At 64.0% G+C, this 19,324-nt stretch carries 17 protein-coding genes; 4 read left to right on the top strand and 13 right to left on the bottom strand.

Going from position 1 to position 19,324, the window contains the following annotated elements; genetic code table 11:
* Positions 1-12: 12 nt before the first annotated feature.
* The 6 genes from ACFOJE_RS10240 to zur form a co-directional block, all read right to left on the bottom strand.
* The gene (locus tag ACFOJE_RS10240) at positions 13-678 is read right to left on the bottom strand and encodes a methionine ABC transporter permease (RefSeq protein ID WP_377814233.1); all 666 of its coding nucleotides are present in this window, start codon (positions 676-678) and stop codon (positions 13-15) included.
* Positions 678-1,685 carry a methionine ABC transporter ATP-binding protein gene (locus tag ACFOJE_RS10235; RefSeq protein ID WP_377814232.1) on the bottom strand — a complete coding sequence of 336 codons (1,008 nt, stop codon included), beginning with the start codon at positions 1,683-1,685 and terminating at the stop codon, positions 678-680. The genes ACFOJE_RS10240 and ACFOJE_RS10235 overlap by 1 nt, the downstream gene beginning before the upstream one ends.
* A gap of 347 nt (positions 1,686-2,032) precedes the next feature.
* Complete coding sequence (locus tag ACFOJE_RS10230; RefSeq protein ID WP_377814231.1) at positions 2,033-2,422, bottom strand: hypothetical protein; 390 nt, start codon at positions 2,420-2,422, stop codon at positions 2,033-2,035.
* Positions 2,423-2,556: 134 nt separating this feature from the next.
* On the bottom strand, positions 2,557-3,348 hold the full coding sequence (znuB, locus tag ACFOJE_RS10225) for a zinc ABC transporter permease subunit ZnuB (RefSeq protein ID WP_377814230.1): 792 nt from the start codon (positions 3,346-3,348) through the stop codon (positions 2,557-2,559).
* Positions 3,341-4,111, bottom strand: a complete 771-nt coding sequence (znuC, locus tag ACFOJE_RS10220; RefSeq protein ID WP_377814229.1) for a zinc ABC transporter ATP-binding protein ZnuC — start codon at positions 4,109-4,111, stop codon at positions 3,341-3,343. The genes znuB and znuC overlap by 8 nt, the downstream gene beginning before the upstream one ends.
* Positions 4,108-4,593 (bottom strand): zinc uptake transcriptional repressor Zur, encoded by a 486-nt coding sequence (gene zur, locus ACFOJE_RS10215; RefSeq protein ID WP_377814228.1) that lies wholly within the window; start codon positions 4,591-4,593, stop codon positions 4,108-4,110. Before zur ends, znuC begins: the two co-directional genes overlap by 4 nt.
* Before the next feature lie 62 nt (positions 4,594-4,655).
* On the opposite strand from zur, the gene ACFOJE_RS10210 reads away from it, so the two are divergent.
* Complete coding sequence (locus ACFOJE_RS10210; RefSeq protein WP_377814227.1) at positions 4,656-5,546, top strand: zinc ABC transporter substrate-binding protein; 891 nt, start codon at positions 4,656-4,658, stop codon at positions 5,544-5,546.
* An 80-nt stretch (positions 5,547-5,626) separates the two neighbouring features.
* Positions 5,627-7,768: an adenosylcobalamin-dependent ribonucleoside-diphosphate reductase gene (locus ACFOJE_RS10205; protein ID WP_377814226.1), complete on the top strand. Its 2,142-nt coding sequence runs from the start codon at positions 5,627-5,629 to the stop codon at positions 7,766-7,768.
* A gap of 45 nt (positions 7,769-7,813) precedes the next feature.
* On the opposite strand, the gene ACFOJE_RS10200 is transcribed toward ACFOJE_RS10205, so the two are convergent.
* The 3 genes from ACFOJE_RS10200 to ACFOJE_RS10190 all read right to left on the bottom strand — a co-directional run bounded on the left by ACFOJE_RS10200 (position 7,814) and on the right by ACFOJE_RS10190 (position 10,518).
* Complete coding sequence (locus tag ACFOJE_RS10200; RefSeq protein ID WP_377814225.1) at positions 7,814-8,650, bottom strand: HDOD domain-containing protein; 837 nt, start codon at positions 8,648-8,650, stop codon at positions 7,814-7,816.
* 192 nt (positions 8,651-8,842) lie between these two features.
* Positions 8,843-9,697, bottom strand: coding sequence for an OmpA/MotB family protein (locus ACFOJE_RS10195; protein ID WP_377814224.1), 855 nt, complete (start codon positions 9,695-9,697; stop codon positions 8,843-8,845).
* Entirely contained in the window at positions 9,694-10,518 is an 825-nt protein-coding gene (locus ACFOJE_RS10190; RefSeq protein WP_377814223.1) for a motility protein A, read from the bottom strand. Before ACFOJE_RS10190 ends, ACFOJE_RS10195 begins: the two co-directional genes overlap by 4 nt.
* Positions 10,519-10,908: 390 nt before the next feature.
* Here ACFOJE_RS10190 and ACFOJE_RS10185 point away from each other — a divergent pair, with 390 nt between their 5' ends.
* Together ACFOJE_RS10185 and ACFOJE_RS10180 are read left to right on the top strand one after the other, a co-directional pair.
* A complete protein-coding gene (locus tag ACFOJE_RS10185) occupies positions 10,909-11,778 on the top strand; it encodes a flagellin N-terminal helical domain-containing protein (RefSeq protein WP_377814222.1) in 870 nt (289 codons plus the stop codon).
* Positions 11,779-12,015: 237 nt separating this feature from the next.
* Positions 12,016-16,383, top strand: coding sequence for an FkbM family methyltransferase (locus ACFOJE_RS10180; RefSeq protein ID WP_377814221.1), 4,368 nt, complete (start codon positions 12,016-12,018; stop codon positions 16,381-16,383).
* 134 nt (positions 16,384-16,517) lie between these two features.
* Here ACFOJE_RS10180 and ACFOJE_RS10175 read toward each other — a convergent pair whose 3' ends face one another.
* The 4 genes from ACFOJE_RS10175 to ACFOJE_RS10160 are packed head-to-tail and all read right to left on the bottom strand — an operon-like array spanning position 16,518 to position 19,237.
* Positions 16,518-16,754 (bottom strand): acyl carrier protein, encoded by a 237-nt coding sequence (locus ACFOJE_RS10175; protein ID WP_377814220.1) that lies wholly within the window; start codon positions 16,752-16,754, stop codon positions 16,518-16,520.
* Entirely contained in the window at positions 16,751-17,707 is a 957-nt protein-coding gene (locus ACFOJE_RS10170) for a ketoacyl-ACP synthase III (protein WP_377814219.1), read from the bottom strand. Before ACFOJE_RS10170 ends, ACFOJE_RS10175 begins: the two co-directional genes overlap by 4 nt.
* Before the next feature lie 16 nt (positions 17,708-17,723).
* Positions 17,724-18,296, bottom strand: a complete 573-nt coding sequence (locus ACFOJE_RS10165; protein WP_377814218.1) for a hypothetical protein — start codon at positions 18,294-18,296, stop codon at positions 17,724-17,726.
* Positions 18,297-18,304: 8 nt separating this feature from the next.
* Entirely contained in the window at positions 18,305-19,237 is a 933-nt protein-coding gene (locus ACFOJE_RS10160; RefSeq protein WP_377814217.1) for a hypothetical protein, read from the bottom strand.
* Positions 19,238-19,324: the final 87 nt, after the last annotated feature.

Raw genomic sequence — 19,324 nt, 5'->3', positions numbered from 1 at the left:
CGGAAGGCGGGGTTACTTGCGGGAAAAATGCACGACCAGGCGGTCGCCGAGGCTCTGCAGGACCTGCACCAGCGCCAGCAGCAGGACCACGGTGACCACCATCACGTCGGTCTGGAAGCGCTGGTAGCCGAATCGGATCGCCAGATCGCCGAGGCCGCCGGCGCCGACCACCCCGGCCATGGCGGTGTAGGACACCAGGGTGATGGCGGTGACGGTGACGGCGGCGATGATCCCCGGCCGCGCCTCCGGCAGCAGCGCATTCCAGACGATCTGCCGGGTGGTCGCGCCCATCGCCTGGGTAGCCTCGATGATGCCGCGGTCCACCTCGCGCAGGGCGGTTTCCACCAGGCGGGCGAAGAACGGCGTGGCGCCCGCCACCAGCGGCGGAATGGCTCCGGCGACGCCCAGCGAGGTGCCGGCGAGCAGCAGGGTGACGGGAATCATCACGATCAGCAGGATGATGAACGGCAGCGAGCGCAGCAGGTTCACCAGCAGCGACAGCAGACCGTACAGCGGCCGGTTGGCGAGCAGTTGGTGCGGCCCGCAGAGGAACAGCAGCACGCCTAGCGGCAGGCCCAGCAGCACGGTGAACAGCAGCGAGCCGCCGAGCATCAAGAGGGTGTCGAGGCCGGCGATGCCGATCTCGTACCAGTCCAGGTTGGCGAACAGGGCTTCCATCAGCGCAGTACCTCCACCTGTACTTCGGCGGCTTGCAGGCGGCTCAGCGCCTGGTCCAGGTCGCCGCCGGAGAGGGCCAGGGTCAACTGGCCGTAGGGCTGGTCGCGGATGCGGTCGATGCGTCCGGCGAGGATGCTGTAGTCCACGCCGGTCTCCCGCGCCAGGCGGCCGAGCAGCGGCGCGTAGGTCGCCTCGCCCTGCACGGTCAGGCGCAGGATGCGCCCCGGCACGTGGGCGAAGTCGTCGACCTGCTCGCGTTCGTCCAGGTGCTCGGCCTCGTTGACCAGGCGCCGGGTGGTCGGGTGCCGGGGATGCAGGAACACCTCGGCGACCGGCCCCTCCTCGACGATCGCCCCGGCGTCCAGCACCGCCACCCGGTCGCAGACCCGGCGGATCACCTCCATCTCGTGGGTGATCAGCACGATGGTCAGGTTCAGCTCGCGGTTGAGCTCGGCCAGCAACTGCAGCACGGAGGCGGTGGTCTGCGGGTCAAGGGCGCTGGTGGCCTCGTCGCAGAGCAGGATGCTCGGCTCCGTGGCCAGCGCGCGGGCGATGCCGACCCGCTGCTTCTGCCCGCCGGAGAGCTGTGCCGGGTACTTGCTGGCGTGCTCGGCGAGGCCCACGCGCGCCAGCAGGCGGGCGACGCGGGCGTCGATCTCGCGGCGCGGCAGCTCGCCGGCCAGCTTCAGCGGCAGGGCGACGTTGTCGGCCACGGTCTTGGAGGCCAGCAAGTTGAAGTGCTGGAAGATCATCCCGATGCGCTGGCGCAGGCGCCGCAGGTCCTCGTCGTCGAGGGTGGCGACGTCGACGCCCTCGACCAGGACGCGCCCGCCGCTGGGCTCCTCGAGCCGGTTGATCAGGCGCAGCAGGGTGCTCTTGCCGGCGCCGGAGTGGCCGATCAGGCCGAAGATCCGTCCGGCCGCGATGGTCAGCCGGGTCGGCTGCAGGGCGGCAACGTCGCGGCCGCCGACCCGGTACGCCTTGTGGACGTCGTCGAATTCGATCACGGGATAACCTTGTGGGAGCGCTCTGGGACGAGACTTCTAGAGGCGCATTCTACCCGCTCGGGGCGGCTGCCGCTGCGCCGGGCGGGGCCTGTCGCGATAGACCATGGCAGCGGGACCGATAGGCGGACCGCATGGATCGGGTGCAACCAATGCGCCGTCATTCGGTCACTAGCTGGTGGCCTGTGCGGTCGTCGGGGTGAGCCGGCTGCCGTCGGCCGGGGTTCCGAGGCTGGGCAGTATCGGGATCGCGGCGGCGGGAGCCGGCCATCGGGCCGGCCGGCAGGCCTCCGAGCAGCGGTCGCTTCGCGGCCGTCCGCCCGCCAACCGAAGCCGTGCCGGCCCGAGGCTCAGGGCGTCTCGGCGGCGGGCTCGTCGTTCTTCAGGCGGCCGTCGAGGCCGTCGGTCAGGGCCGGCGCCTGCGGCATCAGCGCGCGGGCGTTGCCCAGGGCGGTGGCGGCGGCCTTCATGTCGCCGCGCTCCAGGGCCTTCTGGCCCCGCTGCAGCCAGGCCTCGGCGAGGCGGCGCTGGTAGCCTTCCAGGTTCGGCGCCGGCTGCACCGGGCCTTGCTGCAGACGGCGGAAGGAATCGGTGGCGGCCGGCAGGTCGCCGTCGGCCAGCTGCTTCTCCAGCAACCGCTCGGTCGGTGCCAGGGCGGCCCTGTGCTCGGTGTGATGGCAGGCAGCGAGCGACAGCAGCAGCAACAGCGGCGACAGACGACGGAGGGAAGTCGCGAACATGGGGAATCTACTCTGACAGGGTATGGTTATAACTCTATACCGCCCGCCGCGCGGGCAGGAAAGGGGATGGTGCGGGCCGTCGCAGGCGTGGGCGGCGGCACAACCATCCTGAGACCCCGTTCGCGCGGGATCGTTCAGCGCCCCAGGCGCCGCGGCAGGGCCAGGCTGACGAGGAACAGCGTCGCCGCGGCGACGACGATGGACGGCCCGGCCGGGGTGTCCTCGATCCAGGACAGCGACAGCCCGGCGCAGACCGCGACCACGCCGAGCAGGCTGGCGCCGACGGCCATCTCCTCCGGGGTGCGCGCGTGGCGCTGGGCGGCCGCGGCGGGGATGATCAGCAGCGAGGTGATCAGCAGCACGCCGACGATCTTCATCGCCACCGCGATCACCACGGCGATCAGCAGCATCAGCGCCAGACGGATGCCCGCCACCGGCAGGCCCTCCACCTGGGCCAGCTCCTCGTGCACGGTGATCGCCAGGAGCGGCCGCCAGAGCAGTACCAGCAGCGCCAGCACCAGGGCGCTGCCGCCGAGAATCCAGGCCAGGTCGTTTGACCCGACCGCCAGCAGGTCGCCGAACAGGTAGCCCATCAGGTCGACGCGCACGTTCTTCATGAAGCTCAGGGTGACCAGGCCGAGGGACAGGGTGCTCGGCGCGAGGATGCCCAGCAGGGTATCCGAGGCCAGCGGCTGGCGCTGCTGGAGGAACACCAGGAGCACCGCGAGCAGCACGCAGCCGACCACCACGGTCAGGGTCAGGCTGACCTCCAGCAGCAGGCCGAGGGCCACGCCGAGCAGCGCGGCGTGGGCCAGGGTGTCGCCGAAATAGGCCATCCGCCGCCAGACCACGAAGGAGCCGAGCGGACCGGCGACCAGCGCCAGGGCGAGGCCGGCGAGCAGGGCGTTGAGCAGAAAATCAGCCATGGTTGCAGTCGGGGCCGTGTACGTGGGGTTTGCGCACGACGCTGCCGTGCAGGTCGTGGGCGTGGTCGTGATGGTGCTGGTAGAGGGCCAGGCTGCGGGCGCCCTGGCCGAACAGTTCGAGGAAGGCCGGGTCGCCGCTGACCTGTTCCGGGTGGCCGGAGCAGCAGACGTGGTGGTTGAGGCAGACCACCTGGTCGGTGGCGCTCATCACCAGGTGCAGGTCGTGGGAAACCATCAGCACGCCGCAGCCGTAGCGATCGCGCAGCTGGCCGATCAGCCGGTACAGCTCGGCCTGGCCGGCGATGTCGACGCCCTGCACCGGCTCGTCGAGCACCAGGAGCTGCGGCTGGCGCAGCAGGGCACGGGCCAGCAGCACGCGCTGCAGTTCGCCGCCGGAGATGCGCTGCAAGGGGCTGTCGATCACCTGCGGCGCGCCGACCTCGGCCAGCGCGGTCTCGGCGCGGGCGCGGTCGACGCAGGGTACCAGGCGCAGGAAGCGCAGCACGGTCAGCGGCAGGGTGGCGTCCACGTGCAGTTTCTGCGGCATGTAGCCGATGCGCAGTTGCGGCTGGCGCCGGACGCGCCCGGCGTCCGGCTTGAGCAGGCCGAGCACGACCCGCACCAGGGTGGTCTTGCCGGCGCCGTTGGGGCCGATCAGGGTGACGATCTCGCCCTGCCGCACGGCCAGGTTCACGTCCTGCAGCATGTCCTTGCCGTCGAAGCGGACGCGCACGCCTTCCAGGCTGATCAGGCTGTCGCTCATTGCGCTTCCCGGCAGCTGGCGCAGAGGCCGACCACTTCCACGGTCTGCCCCTCGACCTTGAAGCCCAGGTTGGCGGCGCTGGCCAGAATGCTCTCGCTGATCGCCGGCTGCTCCAGCTCGATGGCGGCGCGGCAATGCCGGCAGATGAAGAACTGGCCCTGGTGGGCGTGCTCCGGGTGGTCGCAGCCGACGAAGGCGTTGAGCGAGGCGATGCGGTGCACCAGGCCGTTCTCCAGGAGGAAGTCCAGCGCCCGGTAGACCGTCGGCGGCGCCGCGCGGCGGCCGTCCTGCTCGCTCAGCACGGCGAGGATGTCGTAGGCGCCGAGCGGCTTGTGGCTCTGCCAGACCAGCTCCAGCACCCGCCGGCGCAGGCTGGTCAGGCGTACGCCGTGGCGGCTGCAGAGCGCGTCGGCTTCGGCCAGCGCGTGGCTGACGCAGTGGCTGTGATCGTGGGGCGCGCAGGCCAAAGGCGGCGTGGTCATGGGCGACGTCCGGGAAAAGGGACGTTATTCTATTACACTTTCCATCCCGTGGTAGCTCGTCCATGTTCCGCTCGTTCGTCGCTTTGCTGTTGGCCTGTCTCACCCTCCCGGCCCAGGCAGACGTGCGCCTGCTGACCAGCCTGAAGCCCCTGCAGCTGATCGCCGCCGCGGTCCAGGACGGGGTCGGCGAGCCCGCCGCGCTACTGCCGCCCGGCGCTTCGCCACACCACTACGCCCTGCGCCCGTCCGACCTGCGCAGCCTCGAGGCGGCGACCCTGTTCTACTGGATCGGGCCGGATCTGGAGACCTTCCTGCCCAAGGTGCTGGCCGGTCGCGGCGGGCCGAGCGTGGTCGTGCAGGAACTGCCCGGCCTCCAGCTGCGGCACTTCCAGGCGGGGCACGACGACGAGCACGACCACGAGCATCGTCCGGGCACGATCGATGCGCACCTCTGGCTGCTGCCGGCCAACGCCCAGGTGATCGCGGCGCGCATGGCCGCCGATCTGGCCACGGCCGACCCGGAGCACGCCGAGCGCTACCGGGCCAACCTGGGCGCCTTCGAGCAGCGCCTGGCGGCCCTCGACCAGCGCCTGAAGGCGCGTCTGGACAAGGTCGGGAACAAGCCCTACTTCGTCTTCCACGAGGCCTACGACTATTTCGAGAGCGCCTACGGCCTGGAGCACGCCGGGGTGTTCAGCGTTTCCCCCGAGGTGCAGCCCGGCGCCCGCCACGTGGCCGAGATGCGCCAGCGCCTGCAGGCCGCCGGCCCGGCCTGCGTGTTCAGCGAGCCGCCCCTGCAGCCGCGCCTGGCCGGGACCCTGAGCGACGGTCTGCCGGTGCGCCTGGCGGTGCTGGACGCCATGGGCAGCGACGTGCCGGTGGACGCCGGCGGCTACGAGCGGCTGCTGGAGAACCTGGCCGACAACCTGGCCGGCTGCCTGGAAGCGCTGTAGGGCGCCCCCCCGGCGCGGAGCGCACGGCCTGCTAAGGTGAAAGGGGATCGGTTCCCCTTCGCCGCAGGAGGCTGCGCGTCATGGCCAAGACCGGAGAAACCCTTCCGCCGCGCAGCGGCGGCATTCCCCTGCAGGCCGCCTCCGAGGACATCTGGGCGCAGAAGTACCGACTGACCGCCAAGGACGGCCGGCCGGTGGACGCCGACATCGACGCCACCTGGCAGCGGGTCGCCCGCGCCCTGGCCGAGGTCGAGGCCGAGGAGCGGCGCGAGCACTGGTACCAGCAGTTCCTCTGGGCGCTGCGCAACGGCGCCATCCCGGCCGGGCGGATCATCTCCAACGCCGGCGCCCAGGCCTGGAAGCCGGCGACCTCGACCATCAACTGCACGGTTTCCGGGACCCTCCACGACTCCATGGACGACATCCTCGGCAAAGTCCACGAAGCCGGGCTGACGCTCAAGGCCGGCTGCGGCATCGGCTACGAGTTCTCCACCCTGAGGCCGCGCGGCGCCTTCGTCTCCGGGGCCGGCGCGTACACCAGCGGGCCGCTGTCGTTCATGGACATCTTCGACCGCATGTGCTTCACCGTCAGCTCCGCCGGCGGCCGGCGCGGCGCGCAAATGGGCACCTTCGACGTGGCCCATCCGGACGTGCGCGAGTTCATCCGCGCCAAGCGCGAGGACGGTCGCCTGCGCCAGTTCAACCTGAGCCTGCTGATCACCGACGAGTTCATGCAGGCAGTGGAGGCCGACGCCGACTGGCCGCTGCTGTTCCCGGTGCACGCCAAGGAAGTGGGCGAATACGACCTGGACGACCCGAACCAGGTGCTCTGGCGCGAGTGGCCGGTGCACGAGGACTACCAGGTGCGCGACGACGGCATGGTCGCCTGCAAGGTCTACGGCCATGCCCGCGCCCGCCACCTGTGGGACATGCTGATGGTCTCCACCTACGACTACGCCGAGCCGGGCTTCATCCTCATCGACCGGGTCAACCAGCTGAACAACAACTGGTGGTGCGAGGCGATCCGCGCCACCAACCCCTGCGGCGAGCAGCCGCTGCCGCCCTACGGCTCCTGCCTGCTCGGCTCGGTCAACCTGACCCTGTTCGTCGAGCATCCGTTCGACCCCCGCGCCCGCTTCGACTGGGACCGCTTCCGCCAGGTGGTGCGGATCTTCACCCGCCTGCTGGACAACGTGGTGGAGATCAACGGTCTGCCGCTGGAGGCGCAGCGCCGCGAGATCCTCGCCAAGCGCCGGCACGGCATGGGCTTTCTCGGCCTCGGTTCGGCGCTGACCATGCTCCGGCTGCGCTACGGCAGCGCCGAGGCCTGCGTGTTCACCGAGGAGGTGGCGCGCGAGATGGCTCTGGTCGGCTGGGAGGTGGCGCTGGAGCTGTCGCGGGAAAAGGGCCCGGCGCCCCTGCTGGCGGAGGAGTTCGAGGTCAGCGCAGAGATGCTGCGCAAGCGCCCGGAAATGGCCGCCGACGGCTACCGGGTCGGCGACCGGGTTCCCGGGCGCATCCTGCACGCCCGCTATTCCCGCTACCTGCAGCGGCTGGCCGAGTTCGCTCCCGAGCTGGTCGCCGCGCTGGCCGAACAGGGCGCGCGCTTCACCCACCACAGCTCCATCGCGCCCACCGGCACCATCAGCCTGAGCCTGGCCAACAACGCCTCCAACGGCATCGAACCGAGCTTCGCCCACCGCTACTCGCGCAACCTGATCCGCCCCGGACGCAAGGCCAAGGAGCAGATCGATGTGTTCAGCTACGAGCTGCTGGCCTACCGCGCCCTGGTCAACCCGCAGGCCGAACCGGGCAGCGACCAGCCGGCGCGGCAGTTGCCGGACTACTTCGTCACCGCCGACGACGTCAGCCCGACCCAGCACGTCGACATCCAGGCGGCGGCGCAGAAGTGGGTGGACTCCTCCATCTCCAAGACCGCCAACGTGCCCACCGACTACCCCTTCGAGGTGTTCAAGGACATCTACCGCTACGCCTGGCGCCAGGGCCTCAAGGGCTGCACCACCTTCCGCTTCAACCCGAGCGCCTTCCAGGGCGTGCTGGTCAAGGACGCGGATCTGGAGAAGACCCGGTACCGCTTCGAGCTGGAGGACGGCAGCGTGCTGGAACTCAAGGGCAACGAGCGGGTGGAGTACGACGGCGAGGTGAACACCGCCGCCAATCTGTTCGATGCGCTGAAGGAGGGCTATTACGGCAAGTACTGAGGCGGGACGGACAGGCAGGGGCGAATGCCCCTGCCGGATGGCCGCTCACTGCAGCATGGACATGGCCGCGACCATCGAGGCGGACAGGTCCTCGTCGGCGCGGATGTCCACGTTCGGGTCGAGCCCGAGCTTGGCGAAAGCGGGAACGCTGTTCCAGTCGAGTTTGGTGTAGGGGTGGTCGCTGTCCAGGTAGCTCAGCAGGGTCGCCACCTGGACGATGTCCACGTAATCGACCCGGTCCGAATTGCGGGCGAAGTACAGGCACTGTCCCGGCACGATGGCGATGGGCTCCGGGAAGTCCCAGTTGTGCAGGATCTTCGCGCCGATGCGCGGATGGGTCTGCTCGATCACCCGCCCCAGGCTGAGCGGGTCGGCCAGCAGTTCGCTGTGGCTTTCCGCATAGGTGAGGATCGGCAGGACGCCGATCTGGTGCACCAGGCCGGCCAGGCTGGCCTGGTCGGGCACCAGGCGGGTGAAGTGGCGGCAGAGCATGTAGCTGATGCCGGCGATCTCGGTGCTCTTCTTCCAGATCTCGCGCATCTTGCGGTTCACCACCACCGAGGTCGCCTGGAACATCTGCTCCATGGCCAGGCCGGTGGCCAGGGTGGCGGTGAAGTTGATGCCGAGACGGCTGATGGCCGTCTGCAGGTCGGTGATCTCTTTCTGCACGCGCATCAGCGGGCTGTTCACCACGCGGATGATCCCGGCAGACAGCGCGGCATCGTTACCGATCACCTTGGCCAGGGCGCTGATGCTGATATCCGCGTCCTTGGCCGCCTCGCGCACCTCCAGCGCCACTTCGGGCAGTGTCGGCAATATCAGCTGGTCGCGGTCGATGGCCTGCATCAATTCCTGCTGGACCTGCTCGGCTAGCTTGCTCATCTCGTTCCTTTTCCGGTCTGTCATTACCATGGCCATCACAATCGCTCGCATCCAGGGACATTTACCGACGGGGCGGTACCCGGGGTAGACCCTAGTGGAAACCAGCGAAGGAATCCTTCCACGGCTGCACGCTCCCGACGTTCGAGCGTCCGCCGCCGCCGACCTGGCCAGGTGGTCGGCTCGTCGCCTTGCTTAGCGCGGCGCCTCCAGGACCAGCTCCACGCGCCGGTTCCTGGCCCGCCCTTCGGCCGTGGCGTTGTCGGCCAGGGGCTGGGTGTCGGCGTAGCCCACCGCCCGCAGACGCCGGCCATCCACGCCGTTGGCTTGCAGGTAGCGCACCACGCTGCCGGCCCGGGCGCTGGACAATTCCCAGTTCGAAGGGAAGCGCGCGCTGCTGATCGGCACCGAGTCGGTATGGCCGACCACCACCACGTTGTGCTGGCTGCTGTTGAACACCGGTATCAACTGCTGCAGCACCTTGAGGCCGTCGAGGCTCAGGTCGGAGCGCGCCGAATCGAACAGGATCTCGCTGCTGATGCGAAAGCTCACCGTGCCCTTCTGTACCACCACCTCGATGTCCTTGCCCAGCTTGTCGAGCGGCAGGCCGGCCAGCGGGTCCTGAGCATTGGGGTTCGCCGGGGCTTCCTCGGGCGGCACCGGTTTGGCCTGGGTCTGCCGGTCGATCAGCCCGGCACCGCCCGGCAGGAGGCCGTCGCCGGCCGGCATGATACCCCGGCCGGCCGATTCGGCCTGGTCGTGGCGGCCCTTGCCGGCGAAGGACAGCATCACCACCAGCAGCACCAGCATCAGGGTCATGGTGTCCAGATAGGTCAGCAGCCAGCCCTCGGCCTCCTCTTCTTCCGGGGCCTCTTCGCTCTTCTCCGCCGCCTGCCGTTTGGCGAAGCGGGCGGACTGGCGCGCCTGGTTCAGTTCGAGTTCGAGGGCCCGTTGGCGCGCCAGCAGCTCCTGCTTGGCCGTGCTCAGCGAGGTGGGCGGCGGCGAGGCGGCAGGCGCGGCCGCGGCGGAGCTCTCCGTCGGCTCGCTCATCGCGCGGCCCCCTCCTCGGTCTGTGCCTGCTCGGCGGCGTCCGGCCGGCCGCCGTCGCGGATCTCGTCCTGGTACTGGGCGATGAAGGAGTTGAGGGTTTCGCGCATCACCCCAGGGCTGCGGCGGTTGCACATCATGGAGATGCCCTGCAGCACCATGTTCATCACCACCACCCGCTGCTCGGTGCGTCGCTCCAGCTTCACCGCCACCGGCTTGAAGATCAGGTTGGCCATGAGCACGCCGTACAGGGTGGTCATCAGTGCCACCGCCATCTGCCGGCCGATGGCGGACATGTCGCCATCGCCGAGCAGGAACATCAGGTTGACCAGGCCGACCAGGGTGCCGAGCATGCCGAACGCCGGCGCGTAGCTGGCCATGACGCGGAACAGCTGCGCCTCGGCGCGCTCCTTGGCGCGCAGCCGGGAAATCCGCCACTGCAGCAGCTCGATGATGTCCGCCTCCGGGGTCATGTCGATCACCAGCTGCACCCCGGTGCGCAGGAAGGGATTGCGCACCCCGGCCAGCTCGCGCTCCACGGCCTTCAGGTCGCCGGCTATCCAGAGCTTGGAGATCTTCACCAGCTCTTCGATATCGTCCTGGGAGTACAGCCGCTCGTTGCGCATCACCGTGCCGATCAGGCTGAACACCCGCACGACCTCGCTCAGCGGATAACTGATGAAGGTGGCCGCGAAGGTGCCCACCACCACGATGCCCACGCTCGGCAGATCGATGAACAGCGTCGGATCTTCGGCGGTGAAGACCAGCATCACCGCCAGCAGCACGAGACTGGCGAGCATGCCGATAAGCGTCGAGGGATTCATGCGTGGCTCCAGAATAAAGAATCGTTCAATCAGACCTTATCGGCTGTGTGGACGTTTTCTGAAGTCCGCAGGCATGATGCCCCTTTCCAGCGCTACTGGCCGGCGCACCGGACACTGAAGTCGATGCTGCCCCAGCGGGGCGAATTCCTTCGCGATGAAGGAACCCGGCGTACCCGGATCACGGATGAATCTGCTCGCGCGTGGCCATGGCCCGGCCGCCTGCCTGTGAAACAACGCGCAAAATCCTGTACCACTCGCCAAAAAATTTTCTTTTCGCCCCTAAAGCTCCGGTCGCCCTCGCCGATAACTGGGGTAACGGCCAACGGCGCCGTTGCCGCCAGGCGCAGCTCGCCACTGGCATTCACTTCAGCAAGACAAAGGATATTCAGCATGGCTGTTATCAACACGAACATCACTTCCCTGATCTCTCAGAACAACCTGAACAAGTCCCAGAGCGCCCTGCAGACTTCCATGGAGCGCCTGTCCTCCGGTCTGCGCATCAACAGCGCCAAGGACGACGCCGCCGGTCAGGCCATCGCCAACCGCATGACCAGCACCATCACCGGTCTGAACCAGGCGTCCCGCAACGCCAACGACGGTATCTCCCTGTCCCAGACCGCTGAGGGCACGCTGAATCAGGTCAACGACAACCTGCAGCGCATCCGCGAACTGACCGTACAGGCTCAGAACAGCACCAACTCCGCTTCGGACATCGACTCCATCCAGAAGGAAGTCAACCAGCGTCTGGAAGAGATCAACCGCGTTACCACTCAGTCCTCGTTCAACGGTATCAGCCTGTTCAGCCAGTCCGCCAGCGGCACCTTCAGCATCCAGGTCGGCTCCGAAGACAACCAGAACATCGATATCGCCGTCGGCGCTGCTTCCGGCTGGAACGCTTACAGCGCCACCGGTACGGCTGCAGCTACCCTCACTAGCGTCCACGGCACTGCCCGTACCGTCGACGCAAAAGGCTTCGACGTGCTTTCCGCTGGTGCGCTCAAGACCTTGGATACCAAGATCAGCAGCGTCGACAACGAGCGCAGCAACCTGGGTGCGGTACAGAACCGTTTCGAGTCCGCCATCAGCAACATCAGCACCACCGCTACCAACCTGTCCTCCGCCCGTTCGCGGATCCAGGATGCGGACTACTCGACCGAAGTGGCCAACATGACCCGCGCGCAGATCCTGCAGCAAGCCGGTACTTCCGTGCTCGCCCAGGCCAACCATCTGCCGCAGAGCGTTCTGTCCCTGCTGCAGTAAGGGCCAGCCGCCTCATCCCGGCAGCGGCCTAGGCCCTGCCGCGGAGCCCCCAAAAACGCCCCGACCCGTTCGGGGCGTTTTCGTTTTGGCTCGATCTGTACGGTCCGCCACGTCGCGCCCGAATAAGCCGGAATAGCATCGCAAAGCGGCTAGTATTCGCCCCACGCCTTCGCTTCATGCCTTGATACCCTGCGGCAAATATCCCGGGCAATTCGTCCCCTTGCCAGCAGGTCGAGCATGAGTCAGAAAAAGCGCCGTCAAACCGATAAAGCCCCTCTTCCTGTCGCGGACCGCGCGCAGGATTTCGGCATGCCGCGCCAGCAGCGAGATCGGCTTCTGAGTCTGTACGACCGGGATGCCGCCCAGGCTGCCGAATATGCCGAGCAACTCGTCGGCGAGTATCCGCAGAATGCCTTTCTCTGGAAGGTTCTGGGCAATTCCCGCTTGAAACTGGGCGAGTACGAGCAGGCGCTGCAGGCCCTGGAGCGGGCCGATTCCCTGGCCCCGGACGATGCCCTGATCGCCAATTCCCTGGCCCGGGCGCACTATGCGCTGGGCGATCACGAGCGGGCCCTTGCCCTGCAGCAGCGTTGTGTCGAGCTGGACCCCGAGTATGCGCGGGGACACTTCAATCTGGCGCAACAGCTCGACGAGGCGGGAGATACCGAAGGTGCTTTGAGGCATCTGGAGAAAGCGGAGAGGTTAGGCTTCGATAAGGCTCAGGTACTGCACCATCGCGTCTCGATTCAATCGCTCAATTTCAAATTCGACGATGGCCTGCGCAGCCTCAAGGAGCTGCTGAGGCTTGCCCCGGACAGTGCGAGCACGCATACGAACTGCGGCAATTACTACAAGGACATGGCCGAGTTCGAATTGGCCGAGCAGCACTATTCGAAGGCCTTGGAGCTGGCGCCGAATTATGTAACCGCCTACTCCAACCTCGTACTCAGCATGCACTACGACCCCAAGTGCACGCACGAGCAGATCGTGGATATCGCGAAACAATGGGAGTCGCGCTTCGCCCCGGTGCCACAAGCTCCCGAACGGATAACGGCCGACACGACCGCTAATAAACCGCTTCGGTTAGGGCTCATCTCTTCCGGGTTCAGATTCCACCCGGTCGGTCAGATGATCACCACCGCTCTGGAGCATCTGCCGGAGGACCTGGAGCTCTATATCTACAGCGGCGGCAGGGCCAGTGATCCGATCACGGAAAGAATACGGAAGGCCAGTACGGCCTGGCATTCCGTGCATCATCTGGACGACCGGCAGCTCGCCGACAAGATTCGCGAAGACGGGATCGATATCCTCATCGATCTGGCCGGCCATGGCCATGGCACCCGCCTGGGAAGCGTCTGCATGCGACCCGCTCCGCTGATCGTGAAGTGGGTCGGCATGCAGATCAGCACCACGGGCATTTCGGCCTTCGACTACTTCCTCTCCGACAGCATCGAAACGCCGCCGGGAGTCGATCCCTGGTATGTGGAAAAGATCATCCGCATGCCGGACGACTACGTCTGCTACCTGCCGCCGTCCTACATGCCGGCCATCACCGCCCTGCCGGCCATCGGTAATCGCCATATCACCCTGGGCTGCTTCAACAATCCGGCCAAGGTCAACAACGTGCTGCTGGTCGAGTGGGCGAAGCTCATGCACGAGCTGCCCGATAGCCGACTGCTGCTCAAGGGTGCCCAGTACAGTAGCCCCGAGGTCTGCGCGCGTATCCGCAGCGTCATGGAGGAGCAAGGCATCGCCAGCGAGCGCCTGATACTGGAGGGACCCTCCAGGCACCAGGAGCTGCTCGAAACCTATAACCGGGTCGATATCGCCCTCGATCCCTGGCCCTACTCCGGTGGTCTGACCACCTGCGAAGCCCTGATGATGGGGGTTCCGGTGGTGACCCTCCCCGGCCCCACCTTCGCCGGACGCCATTCCGCCACCCATCTGGTCAACGCCGGCATGCCGGAACTCGTGGTCGACAGCTGGGAGGAATATCGCCGGCGGGTGATCGAACTGGCCAGCGACCTGCCGAACCTGGCGGTGATCCGCGCCTGCTTGCGCAGGGTCGTGGAGGCTTCACCCCTCTGCGATGGCGAGCGTTTCGCCCGGCATCTCCATACTGCCCTGCGATCCATCTGGCAGCGCCACCGCGAAGGCAAACGGCCGGCAGCTCTCACCCTCGACAAGGAGGGGCAAGCCTGGTTCGAGGATGAAACGCAACCTGTGGTGGTGCAGCGTCCCCCCGTGGATATCGCCAAGAAGGTCGGTTTCGACTTCGGCGTTCAGGGCAAGATCATCGCGCTCGACAATGGCGGTCAGCTGGTCGGCGATACCCGATTCGCCGAGCTGCAGAAACTCGACATCTTCGCCACCCTCGCCTTCGATCCTTCCGGCAGGTTGAGCGACATCCAGCGGCTGCAACAACGGGGCGAACTGCACCACTACCCCCAGGTCGTACTGGGCGACGGCCTGCCTGCGACGCTCTACCTGTGCCAGGACCCGGCCATGAGCGCCACGCTCGAGCCGCTACAGGCCGAGCGCCAGCTGCCGGGCAATCGGCAGGCCACTCAGGTCATCGGCGAACAGCAGGTAGCCACCCTGCGTCTCGACGATATCGAAGGCCTCGAAAGCATCGACTGGCTGCTGCTCGACAACCTGAACGACAGCCTGAAGGTTCTCGAGAACGGCGAAAAAGCCCTGGCCAATACCCTGCTGGTCCAGGCCCGGGTCAACTTCGTACCCACCCACGAGCACCAGCCCGAACTGACCCTGATCAGCCACTGGCTATCGCGTCACGGCTTCAGCTTCTACTGCCTGAACAACGCGCAGCACTACAGTCATTTGCCCAAGCGCGACGATCTGATCAAGTCCCAGGCGACCCAGATGACCTGCGCCGATGCGCTGTTCGTTCCGACTGAAAAGCGGATAGCGGAGCTGACGGCCAATCAGCGCCTGAAGCTGGCGTTTGTGCTGCATACGGTCTATGGAGTTCAGGATCTCGCCTTTGAGGTGATTCAGAACGTGGGCGAAAGCACTGCGGAGAATTACCTGAAGGCAATGGACTATATAGCGCGCGACGTTTCCCTCTCGGACAGGGACTCCGGTTCTAATATTCAGGCGATAATCGAGCGTGTTGAAAACTGCACGCTGAGTTCAAGGAAGCCGAATCATGGGTTGCCGGGAAGACTTGTCGTTTCCCTGACTTCGTATAAGTCCAGGTTCGATACTCTTCATCTGACGCTGAGGTGCCTGCTGAATCAGTCAGTAGTGCCGGACAAATTGGTGCTCTGGATAGCCGAAGCGGAAAAGGATCTGCTGCCCCAAGAAGTTAAGGACCTGCAAGAATATGGGCTGGAGATATCTTTCTGTGACGATATCAGATCATATAAAAAGTTTGTTCCGACTTTAAAGGCACACCCGGACTGGTTCATCGCAACTGCCGACGATGATATCTATTACCGAGAGGATTGGCTCCAGCGTCTTGTTTCTGCATGGGACGGAAGCTATGAGACTGTGGTAGCGCATCGTGCGCACAAGATAGTCCTGGATAAAGAGGGCCTTCCCGTTGACTATGCGAAATGGGATTGGGAGTGTCGAGCCGATCAAAAGCCAGATGGACTAATCTTCCCTACCACAGGAGCAGGTGCATTGTTCCCCCCGGGGATATTCCATCCGGATGTCACGTTGGCGGAAAAGTTCATGAAGGCTTGTCCTGACGCTGACGACGTCTGGCTTTATTGGATGTTTGCACTGAAGGGAAACAGGGCCAAGTTGTCCGGATATGCTATGGACTTGACTACTTGGCCCAACTCCCAAGAGACCACGCTTTGGCATGGCAATATTTACCAGGGAGGTAATAACAAGAAGATTCGAGCCATGATTGAGGAGTATGGCCTCCCATGGGAATCTCTGGCTCACGCGGATGTTGCTGAAAAGCAAAGTTGCACCACTTTTGCTTATAGGGGGAAGGTGGTGAGTTTTTATCTGCCGAATGAAGCAGATCATATACAAAAAATAATTCGATCAAGCCAGTCGTTTTATGAGCTTGATATGCTTGAAGATATAAGAAGAAGAAGTAATGAGGATGGGGTTATCGTCGATATCGGGGCAAATGTTGGAAATCATACTGTATTCTTCTCTATGTTCTGCAAGCAGCGAGGAGTATATTCTTTCGAGCCGCAACGAGATGTCTTTGAGGCTCTTAAGAAAAATGTAATGATAAACAACATGGAGTATGTGAGTGTTTTTAACGTAGGGATAGGTGAGAGAAGATCTTGGGCTGATTTGGGTGAAGTCGACCCATCAAATCTTGGGATGACTAAACTTATACCTAAAAAAGAGGGCGCTATTGAGATAGTACCTCTTGATGAGATAATCGATGCCGAGGAAGAAAAAGTATCGATTATTAAGATTGATGTCGAAGGAATGGAGGTTGAGGCGCTGTCTGGTGCAAGAGGTATTCTTGCAAAGCATAAGCCAATAATTTATGCAGAGGCAGGAACACAGGAAGAGTTTTATAGGCTAAGTTCGTTCTTGGCTGATTTTGGCTATTCTGCTAAAAGCCGTTTCAATGCGACAGCGACTTATCTGTTTACGGTGCAATAAAAATATGATGCATGCTCCTGCGTTCGGTAGGGCGGGTGAAACCCGCCATTGCCGATGGAGTTGCCGATGACCGCGCGGGTTGCACCCGTCCTACCAGGCTGGCGTGCCGGCCGATGAGCCGGCACGCCTCGGGGTCAATCATTGGCCTTCAGAAACTCGGCAATCTGCGCTGGCGTCTGCAGGATATCCGCCTGATCTTCGGGGATCATCACCCCGGTCTTTTCCTGAATCTCCATAAGCACCAGCATCACATCCAGCGAGTCGACCCCGAGATCGGTCAGGGTCTGCTGCATCTTTTCCTCCGACATTTTGAGGCCATTCACGTTGGCCTCGAGCACTTCACTTACGATCGTCTCAAATTTACGACTCATGCAGCCGATTCCTCGTTTCTCGAATAAATAGCGGTAGCCCAGGACAGCCCCACGCCAAAGCCGGACATGAGCAACCGGTTGATGGATGAATCGCCCATGACCTTTTCAAGGAGGATCGGAAGCGACGAGGAAACGGTATTCCCCGTCTCCCCGAGACTCACGGGAGATCTGTCCTGGATCCCGCCGATCTTCTTGATGACGTTCTCGATCATGAAGCGACTGCCTTGATGCAGCAGGAACAGGTCGATGCTCTCCTTGGCCACGCCGGAGGTTTCGATGACTTCCGAGACCTGTTTGACGACGTCGGTCAGGGCGAAGTTGAAGACCGCCCTGCCGTTCATGTGCATCAGCCCATCCTGTTTGGTCAGGGCATCGGCCGCACTGCCTCGGGTCGAGAATCTGACGAATTCGGAGGTGAACCTGGGCGCGTCGCTGAGCAGCGTCACGGTCGCCGCATCCCCGAACAGCAGGGAGGTGTTCTTGTCGTCGGCATCCAGAATCCTTGAGTAGGGGTCGCAGGTGAACAGTAGCCCCTTTTTCATGCCATGCATTTGCATGAAGGAAGCGACGACTTGCAGGCTGTACACGTAGCCGGAGCAGCCCAGGCCGATATCGAAGCAGGCGCAGTTTTCCGAGGCACCGATGGCGGCCTGCACGAGAGCCGAGGTGTGCGGAATGCCTCCCCGATCGGGGGTCTGGGTGCAGACGACGATGCACTCGATTTCCTGACTATCGACCGGGAGCTTCTGCAGTAGCCGCTGGTAGGCGCTCGCGCAGGCGCTGGTCACGCTCTCCCCTTCGGACAGGCGCGGGAGGCTGCGGCAACCGATCTTCTCCAGAATGAAGCTTTCCTCGACGTCGAAGCGCTTGCCCTGTTCGAGATTATCGATGCAGGTCTGGGGAATGTAGGTGGCGATCTCTTGGATGCCGATATGGAATTTCAAGGGATTCATTGTTCCGACCGGACTCTCACGAAAAGTAGATTTCGCCGACTTTGCTGCCGGCCGTATAGACCTCGCTGCACGTCAGGCGGGTTCCTACCGCACGGACTATGCGCAATTGGACGTCTTCCCCGAGATCCAGCGGAATTCTTCCCTTGAAACGACTGAATACCCACCGTTTTCCGGCAGCGAAGTGCGTCTGATGCAATTTCTTGCACAGGGCGACCATGATCTCCACATCCGAGTAACCCGAAGGCCGTATGGAGGTGATCGTGGAGCCATCGATCTCGGCAGATTCCCCGATCCGGTCTTCGTCGTACTCGATGCCTACCGGCTCGGCCATCTCTGCCTCGGGATTCAGGCAGATCACCAGATCGTCTCCCTCCGGCCGGCTTATGGTGGCGACGACGCTGTCATCCGCCTGCGGCGGACGGATTTCCAGCGTGCAGTTCGGGTTCGGAATCATCTTGCGAAAGGCAATATCGATTCGGGCACCGACGCATCCCTGACTCTTCAGAAGCTCCCCTATCTCATCGAACATGCTGGTGCCATGCACGTAGGTTCTCCCACCCTTGAATGGGAAGGCTGTCTTGACCTGCATTTCTTTCCTCAGCGTTTGGGGCCGGTTGTCAGGGTTGCCATGCGTTTGGCCGGATTGCCGAATACCGAGGTCCCGGGATCGACGGACTTGACCACCACGCTGCCCATACCGATCGAGGCATGGTCGCCGACGAGTTGATTGTCACGGATTCTGGAACCCATGCCGATGGTGGCCTTGCGCCCGATATGGGTATGTCCGCCTATCAGGGTACCGACGGACATCCAGACATCGTCGGCGACGGTCGCGCCATGTCCGATGTTACTGAGATTGCCGATCACGACATTGCTGCCAATCCGGGTCGAGCTCAATATTCCTCTCGCTACGACGCAGCCGGCGCCTATTTCGGTGTTCTCTCCGATGACGACGCCGCAGACATGGGGGAACTTCATCAGATCCCCATTCTTATTCTTGTATACCGTTATTCCGTCGCAGCCGATCACGCTGTTTTCTCGAATGACGGTATTACATCCGATTTGAGTGCCGCGCTTTATCACGCAGCCAGCGGATATCACCGCACCGTCACTAATCTTGACCCCCTCCTCCAGACAGGCAGAAGGATGGATTCTGGCAAGGGGCGAAATCGATATGTCCGCCGACATGATGGATGTATAGGGCTGCAGGCCGAGCTCGGTGGTCAGTCTGTCCAGCAGCGCGATGAATACGGCGCGGGCATCATCGACCGTGACATATAGGTTGGTCGTGTCCTGCCTGGTCATGGGACTTTCGGTCAGGACAATGCAGTCCTGCAGCTTTTCTTCGCTCTCATCCGGATTCAGCGATGGGGAGAAGGCAATGGAGTTCTTACCGCCCTGACGCGCATCGCAACAACCGCGAACTTCGAAAAATCGCTGCTGGTTGATGGCAAGTGCATGGTCGATATCCTGCAGGATCTCGATGACGCGGTCAGAGTTCGTATGACTTGTGAAGAATGAAATTTCCATTAATAGGCGGCCTTGACGACGACATTACAGTCAAGTGAAGCATTCAGTATTGAGAGAGTCCGTTGCTGCGTCCGAGCGGGGCGTAAT

It is taken from the genome of Azotobacter bryophylli (genome assembly GCF_042643485.1).
In the GTDB taxonomy this organism is placed as follows: Bacteria; Pseudomonadota; Gammaproteobacteria; order Pseudomonadales; family Pseudomonadaceae; genus Azotobacter; species Azotobacter bryophylli.
Note: the sequence above shows the minus strand (reverse complement) of the source record. Positions and strands in the feature narration are given on the sequence as shown.

Excerpts from the sequence above, each read along its gene's own strand:
- ACFOJE_RS10190 (WP_377814223.1), bottom strand. The coding sequence starts at position 10,518 with ATGAATCCCTCGACGCTTATCGGCATGCTCGCCAGTCTCGTGCTGCTG.
- ACFOJE_RS10160 (WP_377814217.1), bottom strand. The coding sequence starts at position 19,237 with ATGGAAATTTCATTCTTCACAAGTCATACGAACTCTGACCGCGTCATC.
- znuC (WP_377814229.1), bottom strand. The coding sequence starts at position 4,111 with ATGAGCGACAGCCTGATCAGCCTGGAAGGCGTGCGCGTCCGCTTCGAC.
- ACFOJE_RS10200 (WP_377814225.1), bottom strand. The coding sequence starts at position 8,650 with ATGAGCAAGCTAGCCGAGCAGGTCCAGCAGGAATTGATGCAGGCCATC.
- ACFOJE_RS10175 (WP_377814220.1), bottom strand. The coding sequence starts at position 16,754 with ATGAGTCGTAAATTTGAGACGATCGTAAGTGAAGTGCTCGAGGCCAAC.
- ACFOJE_RS10195 (WP_377814224.1), bottom strand. The coding sequence starts at position 9,697 with ATGAGCGAGCCGACGGAGAGCTCCGCCGCGGCCGCGCCTGCCGCCTCG.
- ACFOJE_RS10205 (WP_377814226.1), top strand. The coding sequence starts at position 5,627 with ATGGCCAAGACCGGAGAAACCCTTCCGCCGCGCAGCGGCGGCATTCCC.
- ACFOJE_RS10240 (WP_377814233.1), bottom strand. The coding sequence starts at position 678 with ATGGAAGCCCTGTTCGCCAACCTGGACTGGTACGAGATCGGCATCGCC.
- ACFOJE_RS10165 (WP_377814218.1), bottom strand. The coding sequence starts at position 18,296 with ATGCAGGTCAAGACAGCCTTCCCATTCAAGGGTGGGAGAACCTACGTG.
- ACFOJE_RS10185 (WP_377814222.1), top strand. The coding sequence starts at position 10,909 with ATGGCTGTTATCAACACGAACATCACTTCCCTGATCTCTCAGAACAAC.
- ACFOJE_RS10230 (WP_377814231.1), bottom strand. The coding sequence starts at position 2,422 with ATGTTCGCGACTTCCCTCCGTCGTCTGTCGCCGCTGTTGCTGCTGCTG.
- ACFOJE_RS10180 (WP_377814221.1), top strand. The coding sequence starts at position 12,016 with ATGAGTCAGAAAAAGCGCCGTCAAACCGATAAAGCCCCTCTTCCTGTC.
- ACFOJE_RS10210 (WP_377814227.1), top strand. The coding sequence starts at position 4,656 with ATGTTCCGCTCGTTCGTCGCTTTGCTGTTGGCCTGTCTCACCCTCCCG.
- znuB (WP_377814230.1), bottom strand. The coding sequence starts at position 3,348 with ATGGCTGATTTTCTGCTCAACGCCCTGCTCGCCGGCCTCGCCCTGGCG.
- ACFOJE_RS10170 (WP_377814219.1), bottom strand. The coding sequence starts at position 17,707 with ATGAATCCCTTGAAATTCCATATCGGCATCCAAGAGATCGCCACCTAC.
- zur (WP_377814228.1), bottom strand. The coding sequence starts at position 4,593 with ATGACCACGCCGCCTTTGGCCTGCGCGCCCCACGATCACAGCCACTGC.